Source organism: Desulfonatronovibrio hydrogenovorans DSM 9292, assembly GCF_000686525.1.
Taxonomy (GTDB): Bacteria; Desulfobacterota; Desulfovibrionia; order Desulfovibrionales; family Desulfonatronovibrionaceae; genus Desulfonatronovibrio; species Desulfonatronovibrio hydrogenovorans.
Genome location: NZ_JMKT01000012.1, coordinates 41826 through 56635, shown reverse-complemented (window position 1 = coordinate 56635; position 14810 = coordinate 41826). Strand labels below are relative to the sequence as shown.

Genomic DNA, 14810 nt, shown 5'->3' with positions numbered 1-14810 from the left:
CAAATCCAGACAAATGTAAAGATATCCCCAAACTTTTATATTGTATAACACCAGGATTGAGCATACCATGTCTAGTGTTGAGAGCCGGTATAACAGTTTCGTGTTACTTTATGATCACAACCCAGCGTCATATTCTTGATTGCCTGATCCAGGAAGCCGGATCAAAAGCTGATCTACCCAGCATTGGATCCTTTGCCGGTGCCCATATGGTGGCTGTTCAGAATCAAAAGGGAACCGGACTCTGCTCAAGACTTCCGGGCGGCTGTCCGGAAGTGATGGCCAAAGAGTCCTTTAACTTGTCCTGCCACGGCTTGGCTGGCCTGCTCAGACAGCAAAACACGGGCCATGCCTGCTGGGGCCTGGCTGCAGTCAATTCTCTGCTCAATCCCGGAGTCAGAGGACAGGCGGTTAAAATCCAGGACCTCCTGCAGAGCCTGGGTGCCGGAAAAAACGTAGCTGTTGTCGGGCACTTCCCTTTTGTGGACAGGATCAGGGGTGTTTTCAAGAACCTCTGGGTTCTTGAAAAAAAGCCTCAGAGCTCCGACTTCCCGGAAAGCATGAAATCTTACTTCCTGCCCAGGGCCGACCTGGTTGCCATCACTGCCACCACCCTCCTCAATAGCTCCCTGGCCGAGATTCTGGCCTTGGCCGATAAAAAGGCCATCAAATTCATGCTGGGCCCCAGCACCCCCATGGGAGACAGCCTGCTGGACCTTGGTCTGGACTACCTGGGCGGCATTGTAGTCCAGGATGTTGACAGGGTTGTCCAGGGAATCCGGCATGGAACTGCCTTCAGAAACCTTGAAGGGATAAGTTTCATGGTCAGGACCAGGTCAAGGATCATGACCTGAAGTATTTGTACTTTCATCCAGCCGGCCAGACAGCTCAGGTCCAGCAGGTTTATTCCGCCTGAGTTACAGGTAAATTATCCTTGACACTTTTTCAGCTCTGCCTTATCAAACTTTTTCTCCTAAGCGGGAGTAACTCAGTGGTAGAGTGCAACCTTGCCAAGGTTGAAGTCGCGGGTTCAAATCCCGTCTCCCGCTCCAGAGCAAAGGCGGCATAGCCAAGTGGTAAGGCAGCGGTCTGCAAAACCGCCATTCTCCGGTTCAAATCCGGATGCCGCCTCCATTTTCCTGCGGGAGTAACTCAGTGGTAGAGTGCAACCTTGCCAAGGTTGAAGTCGCGGGTTCAAATCCCGTCTCCCGCTCCAAACATTACGTTATGTACGGAGCAATCCGACTGACACCCATTTTCCAGCAGCCAAGCATCATATCATACAGGATCTTGCAATCCAGGGCCCTGGGACACATCGTGCCCGGCCTACAGGGGAGGACACCTTGCAATCTTCTAGATTATATCTTGAAAACGACCTGGACGCTCTTATGGAAGCGGCTTCTCAGAAATTCGACCTTGTTTTTGAGGATGTAACTGTAGGAGACTACAGCCTCAAAATCCTGCAAATAGCCGATCTTGAAAAATATGTAGACCTGCTGGCCGAAGGCCCGGCCGACAAAATCGAACTTCCTTTCTGGGCCAAGATCTGGCCGGCATCAATCCTTTTAAGCTACTATCTTGTTTCCCTTTCTCCTGATCCACACCCCCAAAAAATGCTGGAGCTAGGCAGCGGTATAGGCCTGGCAGGGCTATTTGCTGCAGCAAGGGGTTTTGAGGTTGTCCTGTCCGACAACAGTCCCGAAGCTCTCCTGTTCGCCAAAATCAATATCCTCAAAAACAACCTCCAGCACAGGGCCAGGGTGGCCCTGGTTGATTTCACTGCCGACCGTCTGGATGAACGTTTCCAGTACATTATTGGATCTGAAATATTTTACAAAGAAAGCGGGTACAGAGGGCTGGTCAAATTTCTTTTGGCCCACCTGGAATCAGATCCCCAAGCCCAGGTGGTCCTGGCTGCAGATTACCGCAGGCAAGCCAAGAAGTTCTTTCAACCGGCTGCCAGGGAATTTCATATTGACCAGAAAAACATCGGATATAAAAGCGGACAGTCTGATTCCGGCCCAGCGGAAAAATTCCTGTGCGCCATTTACCGGATGAAGGCCAAAAAGTCATGATCACCATTCAGAACTCCTTGAAAAAATACACGGCTGACGCGGACAAGGCTGTGACTCCCCAGGTAACCGTGGATAGAGCCACCGCCGCCTTTGCCGAACAGGGCCGGGAAATCCTCTCTCAGCTGCGCAGGATTGACACTGGAAGGCTGGACATCCCGGTGTATTTAAGTATCTGCGGCGAAAAGGCCAGAGAGGTCATGCCCACCCGAAAACAGATGGGCAAAGGTTCATCTCCTGTCCAGGCCAAAGCTTCAGCCCTGATGGAACTGGCTGAGAGGTTTTCCTACTTCAGCTTCATCAGCAATCCAGCCAACTTCCATTCCATGACCTGGAATGAGGCCAGTTCAGCCTGGCCCCATGAACTCATTCCCATTACCGAGATCATCAAATCAGTAAACGAGGATATTAGCCCTTCCCAGGCAGAACAGGTCCTTTCTCTGGTAACCTGGCAATTCACCAGAGCCACCTGTATGGGCCGCGACCAGGAATTCTACATTCCTTACACCTGGTTCAAAAAACTTAATGAATTCAATGGGTGCAGTGCTGGAAATACCTTTGAAGAATCCATCCTGCAGGGTGGATGCGAGCTGATTGAAAGGCATTGCTGTGCCTTGATCGACTCAAGGCAGGACCCTGTCCCCACCATTGACCTTCAATCAGCAGCAGACCCGGTTCTCAAGGAACTGCTGGACAAGTTCGCCAAAAACAACATCAAGGTCTGGCTCAAGGATTTCACTCTGGACATGCCAGCCCCCACTGTAGGGGCCCTGGCCTATGATCCAGCCAATTTTCCAGGGCTGAGTGAAATTGTATATACTGCAGGAACCGCCACTTCGCCGACCAAGGCTGCTGTCCGGGCCTTGACCGAAATCGCCCAGCTGGCCGGCGACTTTCACAGCGGCAGCAATTACGAAGCCTCAGGGCTGCCCAAGTACACATCCCTGGACCAGATCAAATGGCTGACCCGGGGGCCGGCGGTATCCCTGGACTCCCTGCCGGATATCTCCCATCCGGATATGGGGGTGGAGCTGAAGAAACTGTGCAGTGGCCTCAATTCACTGGGCTTTGAACTGTTTTCCCTTTCCACCATGCATGCTGACCTGAAAATTCCTGCCAACTATAATTTTGTGCCCGGATTCCAATTCCGGGAGCGCACCCGTCATGCAAGTCTAGGTATGATTACCGGCAGAATTCTGGCTGAAGAGACTGATCCTGACCAGGCTGTCACCAGCCTGGGAATGCTGGAAAAAATTTATCCGGATTCTTTTTTCATCCCTTTTTACAAAGGGATAGCATTCATGCGCAGGCATGAATCCCAAAAAGCCCTGGATCTTTTCAGGCAGGCCCAGGATATTCAGCCCGACAACGAATCCCGGGCTCTTTGCTCCTTTTACAGTGCATACACTCTTTCCCATAGCCAAAAATGGGAGAAATCTGTTCCATTCCTGAATACAGCCATCGAGCTTGATCCCCTGGTCAAGGAATATTTCAATCTCAGGGGGGTGGCTCTTTTCAAGCTGGACAAGTTTGAAACTGCAGCCTCTGACTTTCAAAAAGCCCTGGAACTGGACAGTGGTTCAGCAACGGATATGGCCAACCTGGGAATATGCTATCACCGGACAGGACGAAGCAGAGCTGCCGCGGACATGCTCACCAGGGCCCTGGAACTAGATCCTGATCTTTCCTACGCAAGAAAAACCCTTGATGAAATAAGATTGTGAGGATATAGTAATTTTTTAGAGATAAAGGCATTGACAAAAAAGTGTTCTGGATTTTACATTAAGTATGTTTTGTTAAACAGGTTTTTTAATATTGCTTTTTTTACGATTCAAGTGCGGCATGCGTTTGACACTGGCTTGGTCAGTGCTCTTATTGTAAAAATTAATTAAGGAGGTATTAGCATGGCAGTTGTTGAATTTAAGGGAAATCAGTTTGAGGTTGATGAAGATGGTTTCCTGCAAAGGTTTGAGGACTGGAACCCTGAATGGGTTGAATATGTAAAGGAAAGCGAAGGCATCAAGGAACTCACTGACGAGCACAAAAAGGTCATCGAGTTCCTGCAGGACTACTACAAGAAAAACGGTATCGCACCCATGGTTCGCATCCTGTCCAAGGTTACCGGATTCAAACTCAAACACATCTACGAACTCTTCCCCTCCGGACCTGGAAAGGGAGCTTGTAAGATGGCCGGGCTGCCCAAGCCTACAGGATGTGTATAAACACAGCCTGCTTTTCAATGTTTCAAAGGCGGACTCTTTAGAGTCCGCCTTTTTTATTCGCGATAGCTCAAATATCTGGCCTTCTTTTTTTCAAAGCCAAGCACCGTCAGAATGGCAGCCAGGCCAAGAGAAAATATGCCCACAATGACCATTCCCAGCTGAAAGACTATCCCGACTTGGTCCACCATGGAATAGGCCCATCCCATTCCATGGCGCATCCCAAGGTATGCTGCTCCAGGCACAGCAAGCAGAGAAAGCCCCAGTACGATCACAATGGTCCACAAAAAAGTCTTGAACATGATCAGGATAAAGAGCAGTCCATCCCTCACAGTTTTCAGGTAAGACAGTTTTTTCGCCAGAATCCCGATCTTCTCCCTGGCCGAACGGATGAGTTCATGTCCTTTCCTGAATCCTGAGGCCGTACCCAGGTCTGTTTCGCTGACTTTCTTCAAATCTGCAAATGCTTGACCAGCTACCCGGTTGAACCTGGCCAGGAGCAGGCCGGCCAGAGGGAACCAGGACACCTCGCTTTTTATCTCCCTAAGCCTTTTGACTAGGCTGTGCTGGTCTTTTTTAAGCAGGATAACCTCTTCTTCAATCTTTTTGGCAATGTCATCAAAAAGTTTTCTGGATCCTTCAACAATCCTGGCCCTGGCAACGTAATTATCAATGCCTGAATACTGGCGCAAAAAATCCAGACGCTGGTTGAACTGGTTCTGGGAAGGATGATCAGCATCAAACCAGTCCGATATCTTTTTTTCGAGCTTGGGAAAAAGATCCTCAGCTGAACCAGCCTCCCTGACCGCGGATTTCCAAATGGGGTAAAGGCTGGACATGAAATGGACATGGCCATCCTTAAGCTCCGGATCAATCAGGATATAATTGAAGAATACAGGGTCATTTTTGATCAGGTTCCAGAAAAGACCCAGGGCCTGATCGATATGCCCTGACTTGACCATACAGACTCCCTGCCTGTAACGGGCTTCATACATCCTGGGGGCAATCCTTTCTGCATCCTGGTAATGACTCTGGGCCTGGACATAATCTCTGGCTGTTTCCTTCATCCGGCCTTTAAGATAGTGATGATAAGCCTTTTGCAGGGAAGTATAGCCTAAGTCTATGGCCTCATCAAAGTACTTCTGGGCTTCCCTGGGGTTACCTTTTTCCAGGGCTATGAACCCCAGCAGGGTTTTAGGCTGATAATCCTTGGGGTGCCTCAGACATAATTTCTTGGCACTGGATTCGGCAAAACCCGACTGGCGCATCCGGAAGTTTTCCAGGGCACTCCAGACCTGGACCTCTTCAAAGGATGACAGTTGACGCAAACCATCCGGCCAGTCATTCCCCCTGCTTCTCCAGACCAGCCTGATGGTCCGGTGCTGGGCCGGATGATTGATTGAAAATACGGCCCGCAATATGGTTCCGGACAAGGTACTTTGCTGCAGTATGTCTTCCACACCGGTTCCAGATGAAAGCTCCTGGTCAAGCTTTTCCAGTCCCTGGGATATCTCCTCCAGACCTGTTTTTTCCAGCTGTCCCCAGACAGGGTCAAGGCTGAACATGTTCCGGGACGGACACCCCTCAATCCGGTGCGATTTAAGACCGCAGTAAAAGCAGGGATCGTACTTACCTTGGGTAAGACTTTTGGGCAGAAAAACATTCAGCCTCTGGTCCATTTCACCAAACATCTTGGTATTGACCCTGATCCCCACCAGATCGGAAATACTTTTTTCCCTGGACTGAGGGTCTGGATCAGCCGGTTCAAAACCCGGTCCCAATTGAAATACATTCTTCAGCGGAAGATAGAGGACATCCGGCTTGAACTGGCTCCAATCCGGATCAGGCAAATCCAGGTCCAGGGACCCTGGTCTGCTTTCATTTCGCTCCAGGCAGACCATGAGGCAGGACAATTTCTTTCCTTCCTTCAGTCCCTGAAAAACCGTAAGCATCTCCAGAGCCCAGCTCCTGAGCTGCCTGATCCCGTCTATCTGGATCCTCAGGCTTTCATCTGATTCTTTAAATGTGAATCCCAGCCGGGTGGAAATATCCTTGACAAGCCTTTTTTGCTGTTCCCATTTTTGGCTGATCTTGGAATCTTTAGACGCTTGGGCCGGTCCCATGATGAACAACCAGGAAAACTTGCTGAAAAAAGAAGCCTTTTCTCCAGCCCTGAAAACATACCATTGATCTGAATAGGGCAGGTAGGAAGAAGCCGGAAGCTCAAATTTGAGGGTGTGCACCCCTGCCACAGCCTCCCTGAGTCTGAGGTGCATCCATACTTCAAAGTCACTTGGCCGGTCCGCAGCCATTTCCAGGATCCGATCTTCAATGCCCAGGGAATGCTCAAGGCCTTTTCCGATATTGATCCTGACCGGAAAGACCCTGATGGTCAGTCTTGTATCACTGCTCTTCAACCATTTAAAGACCTGGGCACAGGCAAAAACCACCTCTTTTGATGGAAAAACCCAGAGGCTCTGCTGGTCAGTGGAGGCCACCTCCCATCCTCCAAAACTGAAAAAGGTTTCAGGAACTGACTCTGGCAGCTGGTCCCCCCAGACCATCCAGACACAATAACCCTGGCTCACCATTTCCGGAAATTCTACCTTGGGCAGTTGATCAACTAGAGATGATAGATTATGCATGGGGCACCGGATATCAGTTAAACATTTTGATTTGGGAAGGATTCACAATGGACATATCCAAGACCATAGCAGACCTGAAAAAAGAACCGGGGTTTTCCCAGAATGTTGGTATGCTCCTGGTTCACAACGGAGTGGTCAGGGCCTGGTCCAGAAAGGACCGGTCCAGGGTTTCAGCAATTGAAGTCACTCCTGATTATCAGGCCCTGGAAGAAATCAGAAAGCGCTTTGAAAAACGGCCCGGCATCTTCAGGATAGTTGTCAAGGCCGCCCGGGGTTTACTTAAACCCGGCGATGATCTGCTCTTCATAATAGTGGCCGGAGACATCCGGGAGAACGTCAAGCCTGTCCTGGCAGATATACTGGACACCATAAAAAGAGATGCCGTGGTCAAAAGAGAGATCCCCTGAAAAGCCAAAAAAACCCATTTATATATAACGGCTGGTTCAGGCAAAACCTTAGTCCGCCTTGCCCGCCCTGCCAAAAACCGGCTCAGCCCTTCCCGGGTCTTGATTTCAACAGCTCTTTTATGCGCAAAGCTTCCTGAAACCTGGCCCGTTTCAGACATCCCTTCAGATAGATTTGAGCCTTTTTCAAAAGCACCCTGTCCAGGGCGGACGCCTGCTCAGAATTTAACCCACCGCCCTTCTCAATACCAAGCATGGAGTAAATCCGATACAGATCCAGGCCGATTATCCTGCCTGAAAGCTGGCCAGCATGACCTCCCAGCCTGACAGTAAGGGCCTCGGGCAGTAAACCCACTCTGCAAACACTGCTGATTTTCAGCCACAAATCAAAGTCCTCGCATGCCGGAAGAGACTCATCAAAACGATATCCCTGGCGGACAAGCCCCATATCCATGACCACGCAGGAAGGGCTTATCAGACAAAGCTCCAGGGATTTTTCAAAAATCCATCCGCAAGGCTGCCGATGCCTGGCCATGGGATTGACCCTTGTACCGTTTCTGATCCAGATCTCCTGGGTCTGGGAAATCCTGAATCCGGACTGGGCCATGAACCTGGTCTGGAGTTCAAGTTTTTTGGGAAGCCAGTAGTCATCAGAGTCCAAAAAAGCGGCATACTTTCCCCTGGCCTTGTCCAGGCCCAGGTTTCTGGCTGCAGAGACCCCTCGGTTTTCTTGATAATAGTACCTTAATCTCTTATCATTGAATGAGTTCAGAACCTGGCGGGTGGCATCTTCAGATCCGTCATCCACCACGATCAGCTCAAGATCGGCCAGAGTCTGCCCAAGCACCGAATCCACGGCTTTTTTCAAAAAACCGGCCCGGTTGAATGTTGGTATAATAACCGATACCTTCAAAGCAAACAACCTGTTAACCCTTAAAAAAAAACGGAATGATCAGCCTTGCACAAAACACCCGGTTCTGACCAGCCCCTCCTGGAAAGTTCCCTTGATTCATCCGAACAGCTGTTCAGATTGAATCCTTTAAGTCCCCTGATGTCAACATGGTCTGCCCATGCTGGCAAACCCAAAACTGCCCTGGTACAGTTTGAATCAGGAGCCAGGCAATGACCCGCCAGGATCATATCCGGTCCTACCGCAAGCGGTGCAGGCCGGGCTCAGGAGAAACCAGTTGCCAGGTGGTCATTGAACAGAGCGATCTGTTCATCATCAGCACAACCGATGTCAGGTCAAGGGCTCTGGAACGGCTGAACATGATCCGCAGCCAAATCAAAAACTATATTTTTCTTCACCCTGAGTTTGGCGCATCTCTGAGCCCTGTCCAGGTCAGGGCCACTGCCCCGGATATAATCCGGAATATGGCCCAGGCAGCAGAGCTGTTCAATGTTGGGCCCATGGCTGCAGTGGCCGGGGCAGTGGCCCAGGATATTGCTGATTATCTGGCCCGGGAAAACCAGGAGGTCCTGGTGGAAAACGGTGGTGATATCTTCATCCGCTCCCAAAAAGACCGGGTGGTAGGCCTTCTCCCTCATCCCCATGAGCCCCTGAACCTGGGGCTTGCAGTCAGAAAAGACCAGACCCCTTGCTCAGTATGTTCTTCATCAGCCAGCATAGGACACTCCCTGAGCCTGGGCAAAGGAGACCTGGTGGCGGTCATGGCAAACTCTGGAGCTGTGGCTGACGCAGCTGCAACTGCCATCTGCAACCTGCTCCAGACCAGAAAATCCATGGCTGAAATCAGCAGGGATAAAAACAGCCTGTTTAAAAAAGGGATAACCGGAATCCTGGCTCAGATGGGAGAAGACCTGCTGGTGGTAGGAGACATGGAACTGACTTTTATCTGATTTGAGTCTAAAAGGATGCCATCATCCTTTTAGGAAGGGTTAAAATATTTTTTCGTGGGGACTTTGACTGTCCGGGACAGCTGGCCCAGGACCCTGCCTACAAAAAAATCAGACAACCACCTGGTTGATGGTCTGCTGAAGCTGTCTGCCCTGGGGAGAATTGCGGGAGATTTCCTTTTCCACGTTGGTAATCCCCTTGATTACCGTTGAGTGGCGTCGATTAAGGTGACCGCCGATCTCTTTGAGGGAGAAATCAGTGTATCTCCGGGCAACATAAAAGGCCACATTCCTGGCCAGGACATACTGCTTTTTCCTGCTCTTGGAACAGATTGCATCCAGGGATACGTCAAACAGGCCGCAGACCTGCTTAAGGATCTGCTCCATATCCAGTTTGTGATCCTGGATATCATAATTTTTGATCACCTCCATGGCCAGCTCCAGGCTGATGCTTTCTTTGAGCATTCTGGCCTTGAAAACCAGGTTGTGCAGGCAGCTTTCCAGCTGGCGAATGTCTTTCTGAATCCTGCCGGCCAGAAAATCAGCAACATCTTCAGGCAGATCTGCCTTGAGGGAGTCAGCCTTGTTCTGGATTATCTTGCGCCTGGTTCCCATATCCGGCTTGTCAATGACCGCCAGAAAACCCCGGCATAGTCTGGAAACAAGGTTGGAATCCACGTCATTGAGTTCCTTGGGCAGAAAGGTGCTGGTCAGTACAACCTTTTTTCCCTGGCACTGCAGGGAATTAATGGTGGACAGAAACTCATTCTGGATCTTTTCCTTACCCTGAAAAAAATGGATATCCTCCAGCATGAGCACGTCAATTTCCTGTCTGAACCTGGCCTTGAACTCTTCCATGCGTTTTGATTTTATGGCCATGACCAGCTGGCTGGCAAATTCCTCGGCAGTCAGGTAAGCCAGACGGATACTTTTCTTGTTGGATAATCCGGCCAGGTGACTGCCCATGGACTGGGCCAGGTGAGTTTTGCCAAGACCTGTGGAAGAACATAAAAAAAGCTGATCCGATGAAACATTCTGCCTGCAGAAACTCTTTGAGGCCACATAGGCCAGCTCATTACAAGGACCGACCACAAAATCTTCAAAATTAAAGCGAAAACCAGTGGTGGTCTTCAGGGCGGCCTTGACCGGAAGTGCCAGCTGATCTTCCCTGGCAATGGACTTCCCGGCCCCGATGGGCAGACCTCTGGGTGCGGCCTTGGCGCAGGTGACTGTCAGCTCCGGCGTGGTTCCCAGGACATCCCGACAGGATTCAAGAATCAGATCCTTGAGCTTCTCCCTGACCCAGGAGGCAATAAACTCATTGGGAGCCTCAAGCTTCAGAGCCGAAGACTCTGAGTCAAAGTCCCCCTTAAGGGGCTTTATCCATAGCTGAAAAAGGCCTGGTTTCAAGGATTTTTCGAGGATTAGACGGATTCTTTCCCATGCGTTCATCATGGGTGCAATCATTACCCAAAATCTTCCCTGCCATGCAACCTGGAAAAAGCTGCTATTTTCGCCCTAGCCTCCCTTTAATTCTTTACAAGATAACACCTTGCCATGACTACCTTTTTTAGAGACAACCCCTCTAGCTGGCCAATTTACCGGTATTTCCGGCCCACCCCAATAACCCTAGATGAAATGGGGAAAAATCACTTTGTTTTAACAGCAATAGTTTTTTATTCAACAGTATATAACTCGATTTTCTTTAAATTTCTTCTATTTTCTCTCAAAAATACAATTTGTTACTTTTTCAAATAACCAAAAAGTTATTCCGGTACAGTCCGGCCCGATCCGGGATCTGCGCTGTCATACTTCTGCCGGCCAAAAAATGACTCTCTTTTCAAGCATCATCCGTGGACTTTGATAAAGGTTTCAGGCATAATCTCAATTATCCTGCGTTAAAGGGGGAATTTGTGATCAATAAAGACAAGATTATCAATAAAAAAAGATGGCATGCCGTACCAGCCAAGGAAGCCATGCACATTCTCGGCTCATCCCCGGACGGACTGAGCAGAGATGAAGCCCGGGAACGGATGAACATTTTCGGGCCAAACATGCTGGATCAGGCTGTCCGGCGGGGTCCCCTGACCCGCTTCCTGCTTCAGTTTCACAATGTACTGATCTATGTCCTGCTGGCTGCTGCTGTAATCACGGCCCTGCTTCAGGAATGGGTGGACTCCATGGTCATCTTTGGGGTGACCATAGTCAACGCCCTTATCGGGTTCATCCAGGAGGGAAAAGCTGAAAAATCACTGGACAGTATAAAAAACATGCTGGCCCCCAAGGCCGTGGTCTTAAGGGACAAAGAGAGACAGAACATCCCGGCCCAGGACCTGATCCCGGGCGATGTGGTCCTGCTCAAGGCAGGAGACAAGGTCCCAGCCGACCTCAGACTGTTTGAATCCAAAGATCTTCAGATCGATGAATCAGCCCTTACCGGTGAATCGGTCCCTGTAAGCAAGAACATCTATGAGGTGGATGATGAGACTTCCCTGGGCGACCGGGCGGGGATGGCCTTTTCTGGCACCCTGGTCACCTATGGTCAGGCCAGGGGAGTAGTGGTGGCAACTGGCCAGCTGACCCAGATCGGCAGGATCAGTTCCCTCTTGAGCCAGGTTGATACCCTGACAACCCCGCTTCTGAGGCAGGTGGCCAAATTCGGACATTTTCTGACCATTGCCATCCTGGCCTTAGCCGGGCTGACCTTTTTCTTCGGCATAGTAATCAGGGATTACGGTGCCGGCGAAATGTTCCTGGCTGCGGTCGGACTGGCCGTGGCGGCCATACCAGAGGGACTTCCAGCCATCATGACCATTACCCTGGCCATAGGAGTACAGCGAATGGCCAGACGCAACGCCATCATCCGCCGACTGCCTGCTGTAGAAACCCTGGGCTCGGTGACCATAATCTGCTCGGACAAGACCGGGACCCTGACTAAAAACGAGATGACGGTTCAAAACATTCAGACCGCTGACCGTCTTTACGGAGTTACTGGAGCCGGCTATTCTCCCCAGGGAGAATTCACCCTTGATGAAAACAGCATTGATCCCCAGGACCACCCCATTTTAATGGATGTCCTGACCTCAGCCCTTCTCTGCAACGATGCCCTGGTCAGACAGGAGCAAGAGCTCTGGAAGCTGGACGGAGCCCCCACCGAAGGAGCCCTGGTCACGGCTGCCATGAAGGCTGGGCTCAACCATGACCGGACCAGTAAGGAAAGACCCAGACTGGATATTGTTCCTTTCAGCTCGGAAAAAAAATTCATGGCCACCCTTAATCAGTGGGATGATGGCCAGAACCTGATCATCCTAAAAGGAGCCCCGGAAAGGGTTATGGAAAAGTGCTCCCAGCAGCGCCATCAGGACAAGGACCAGGATCTGGACCGGGATTTCTGGCATCAGCAGGGGGAGAGGATCGCATCCAGAGGTCAAAGGCTCCTGGCCCTGGCAGTCAAGGAGGTACAGGCGGATCAGAAAGAACTGGGAGATAAAGATCTTGAACAGGACTTTGTTTTTCTGGGCATCTTCGGGATCATTGACCCGCCCAGACAAGAGGCCATTGAGGCTGCTGCCAGGCTCATCGGCGAATGCGTGTCCGTAGATGAATGTCATTCTGCCGGCATAAGGGTCAAGATGATCACTGGTGACCATGTGCTGACCGCCCTGTCCATTGCGGAGAAGCTGGGCATCGGCGACGGAAAAACAGCCCTGACCGGACAGGAACTGGAAAAAAAGACCGACGAGGAACTCAGGCAGGTTGTCCCGGATGTGGACGTATTTGCCCGGACCAGTCCTGAACATAAACTCAGGCTGGTCAAGGCCCTCCAGGCCGAGAACCATATCGTGGCCATGACCGGTGACGGTGTAAATGATGCACCTGCCCTGAAAAGGGCCGACGTTGGAGTGGCCATGGGCAAGAATGGTACAGAAGCTGCCAAAGAGGCATCGGACATGGTCCTGGCCGACGATAACTTTGCCTCCATAGCCAATGCAGTGGAAGAAGGAAGGACTGTTTACGACAACCTGAAAAAAGCCATCCTGTTCATCCTGCCCACCAACGGCGGACAGGCTCTGGTGGTGATAGCCTCCATCATCCTGGGAATCGGGCTCATGGACGGCACCGGACATTTCAGCCTGCCCATAACTCCCCCTCAGATCCTGTGGATAAATATGGTCACTGCAGTCAGTCTGGCCCTTGCCCTGGCCTTTGAGCCTTCCGAGGCCAATGTCATGAAAAGACCGCCAAGGTCCCCGGATGAAAACCTTGTATCCGGCTTTTTACTCTGGCGGGTAGGATTCGTCTCGGTCCTGCTGGTCATCGGGGCTTTGGGGCATTACAAACTCATGCTCCTGGACGGGGCCTCCCAGAACCTGGCAGGCACAGCTGCCATCAACACCCTGGTCATGGGACAGGTCTTCTACCTTTTTAACAGCCGGTTTATTTTTGAACCGTCATGGACCATCAGGGGAATCATGGGCAGCCGTCCGGTCCTCATATCCATAGCTGTGCTGGCAGTGCTTCAATTGAGCTTCACCTACCTGCCGCCCATGCAGTATCTCTTCCAGACTGAAGGCCTTGATCCGGCGGCCTGGGTCAGGATACTGATCTTTGGAATCCTGGTGTTCATCCTGGTGGAAATGGAAAAGGCCGTATTCCGTAAAAGGAGATAATCAGCCAGAGTTGACCTGCTGCATCAGTTTCAGCCGGGAACTCTGTTAGGCCCGGCACAGCCCAAAACCGGGAGTCTTTCAGGAGAGGGCGATGAGAAACACCCCGGCCAGCATGACTGTGGCCGCCCATATCCTGGTCTTGAGGTCCTGCTCCAGGAAATAAAGACCTCCGATAAGCACTCCCAGTATGATGCTCGTCCGCTTGATGGCAATGACATAAGGCACCAGGCCGATTTTTATGGCCCACATCTGAAATACAAAACCAGCTCCAGTAACCAGTCCAATGAGCAGCAGCACAGGCATGTTGCTCCGGATCCTGCCTTTAAGAGACGACCTGTTCATAAGCAGGATCAGGGTCAGACCCAGGGAGATAAATCCCTGAACGCACACTGCCCAGAAAAACGGACTGGTGGCCGTGACCCCGATCTTGTCCATATTGGCTGCTACACTCCAGATCAAGGCTACTCCCAGCATCAGTCTGGCCCCGGGCTCTTTGACTATGGCCAGCAATGGACTGAACAGGCTTGACCTGTCTTTGATCCCCAGAAGATATGAACCGCAAAAGATGAAAAAGACCCCTGCATATCCCTGGGCCGAAGGCACATCCCCCACCATCAATGGGGAAGTGAAGAGCAGAAAAACCGGCGTGAAGCTGAGCAGAGGCAGAGTGATGGACAGATCCGACAGATTAATGGCCCTGATGTATAAAAGAGTGGCCAGGATATTCAACCCCCCTCCCACCACTAAGGCTACCCAGAACTCTTTTGGAAGGTGCTCCGGAACAGGGGCCAGGATAATCAGGGGCACAATAAATGGAAGGCTGAAGACCTTCCAGACCCAGGAAATAGTAAATACATCCAAGTCTCTGAGGGATTTTTTGCAAAGACCGTCTTTGGCCGCTTCACAAACGGCTGTAAGAAAGGAAAGAATTATCCACATGAGACTG

11 protein-coding genes and 3 tRNA genes are annotated in these 14810 nt (G+C 50.9%); 10 read left to right on the top strand and 4 right to left on the bottom strand.

The genetic code is table 11. The annotated features are described in order from the left end of the window. Window positions 1–110 precede the first annotated feature (110 nt). From P771_RS17325 to P771_RS0110905, 7 genes are all read left to right on the top strand, one after another. Window positions 111–851 (top strand): Rossmann-like domain-containing protein, encoded by a 741-nt coding sequence (locus tag P771_RS17325; protein WP_051617277.1) that lies wholly within the window; start codon window positions 111–113, stop codon window positions 849–851. 123 nt (window positions 852–974) lie between these two features. Continuing rightward, window positions 975–1049: transfer RNA gene (locus tag P771_RS0110930), tRNA-Gly, on the top strand. A gap of 7 nt (window positions 1050–1056) precedes the next feature. Continuing rightward, a tRNA-Cys gene (locus tag P771_RS0110925) sits at window positions 1057–1131 on the top strand. Window positions 1132–1138: 7 nt separating this feature from the next. Then, a tRNA-Gly gene (locus P771_RS0110920) sits at window positions 1139–1213 on the top strand. Window positions 1214–1340: 127 nt separating this feature from the next. Then, complete coding sequence (locus P771_RS0110915) at window positions 1341–2072, top strand: class I SAM-dependent methyltransferase (protein ID WP_028575171.1); 732 nt, start codon at window positions 1341–1343, stop codon at window positions 2070–2072. Beyond that, a complete protein-coding gene (locus P771_RS0110910; protein WP_028575170.1) occupies window positions 2069–3793 on the top strand; it encodes a YcaO-like family protein in 1725 nt (574 codons plus the stop codon). The genes P771_RS0110915 and P771_RS0110910 overlap by 4 nt, the downstream gene beginning before the upstream one ends. A 180-nt stretch (window positions 3794–3973) precedes the next feature. Next, a complete protein-coding gene (locus tag P771_RS0110905; protein WP_028575169.1) occupies window positions 3974–4291 on the top strand; it encodes a TusE/DsrC/DsvC family sulfur relay protein in 318 nt (105 codons plus the stop codon). A 53-nt stretch (window positions 4292–4344) separates the two neighbouring features. Here the strand turns inward: P771_RS0110905 and P771_RS0110900 are convergent, their stop codons facing one another. Beyond that, complete coding sequence (locus tag P771_RS0110900; RefSeq protein WP_150112184.1) at window positions 4345–6933, bottom strand: tetratricopeptide repeat protein; 2589 nt, start codon at window positions 6931–6933, stop codon at window positions 4345–4347. Window positions 6934–6980: 47 nt separating this feature from the next. On the opposite strand from P771_RS0110900, the gene P771_RS0110895 reads away from it, so the two are divergent. After that, entirely contained in the window at window positions 6981–7340 is a 360-nt protein-coding gene (locus P771_RS0110895) for a molybdenum cofactor biosynthesis protein MoaE (protein ID WP_028575167.1), read from the top strand. Between the two features lie 82 nt (window positions 7341–7422). On the opposite strand, the gene P771_RS0110890 is transcribed toward P771_RS0110895, so the two are convergent. Beyond that, complete coding sequence (locus P771_RS0110890; RefSeq protein WP_028575166.1) at window positions 7423–8250, bottom strand: glycosyltransferase family 2 protein; 828 nt, start codon at window positions 8248–8250, stop codon at window positions 7423–7425. Window positions 8251–8459: 209 nt separating this feature from the next. Here P771_RS0110890 and P771_RS0110880 point away from each other — a divergent pair, with 209 nt between their 5' ends. Beyond that, window positions 8460–9197, top strand: a complete 738-nt coding sequence (locus tag P771_RS0110880) for a UPF0280 family protein (protein ID WP_028575164.1) — start codon at window positions 8460–8462, stop codon at window positions 9195–9197. 108 nt (window positions 9198–9305) lie between these two features. On the opposite strand, the gene dnaA is transcribed toward P771_RS0110880, so the two are convergent. Then, window positions 9306–10661 carry a chromosomal replication initiator protein DnaA gene (gene dnaA, locus P771_RS0110870; RefSeq protein ID WP_244147321.1) on the bottom strand — a complete coding sequence of 452 codons (1356 nt, stop codon included), beginning with the start codon at window positions 10659–10661 and terminating at the stop codon, window positions 9306–9308. Window positions 10662–11107: 446 nt separating this feature from the next. Between dnaA and P771_RS0110865 the strand changes: the two genes are divergently transcribed. Next, window positions 11108–13864 carry a cation-transporting P-type ATPase gene (locus P771_RS0110865; protein WP_051617296.1) on the top strand — a complete coding sequence of 919 codons (2757 nt, stop codon included), beginning with the start codon at window positions 11108–11110 and terminating at the stop codon, window positions 13862–13864. A 78-nt stretch (window positions 13865–13942) separates the two neighbouring features. Here the strand turns inward: P771_RS0110865 and P771_RS0110860 are convergent, their stop codons facing one another. Beyond that, window positions 13943–14803 carry an EamA family transporter gene (locus P771_RS0110860; protein ID WP_028575161.1) on the bottom strand — a complete coding sequence of 287 codons (861 nt, stop codon included), beginning with the start codon at window positions 14801–14803 and terminating at the stop codon, window positions 13943–13945. Between the last annotated feature and the right edge of the window lie 7 nt (window positions 14804–14810).

Coding starts and splice junctions, on each gene's coding strand:
- P771_RS17325 (WP_051617277.1), top strand. CDS start 111: ATGATCACAACCCAGCGTCATATTCTTGATTGCCTGATCCAGGAAGCC.
- P771_RS0110910 (WP_028575170.1), top strand. CDS start 2,069: ATGATCACCATTCAGAACTCCTTGAAAAAATACACGGCTGACGCGGAC.
- P771_RS0110905 (WP_028575169.1), top strand. CDS start 3,974: ATGGCAGTTGTTGAATTTAAGGGAAATCAGTTTGAGGTTGATGAAGAT.
- P771_RS0110900 (WP_150112184.1), bottom strand. CDS start 6,933: ATGCATAATCTATCATCTCTAGTTGATCAACTGCCCAAGGTAGAATTT.
- P771_RS0110895 (WP_028575167.1), top strand. CDS start 6,981: ATGGACATATCCAAGACCATAGCAGACCTGAAAAAAGAACCGGGGTTT.
- P771_RS0110880 (WP_028575164.1), top strand. CDS start 8,460: ATGACCCGCCAGGATCATATCCGGTCCTACCGCAAGCGGTGCAGGCCG.
- dnaA (WP_244147321.1), bottom strand. CDS start 10,661: ATGATTGCACCCATGATGAACGCATGGGAAAGAATCCGTCTAATCCTC.
- P771_RS0110860 (WP_028575161.1), bottom strand. CDS start 14,803: ATGTGGATAATTCTTTCCTTTCTTACAGCCGTTTGTGAAGCGGCCAAA.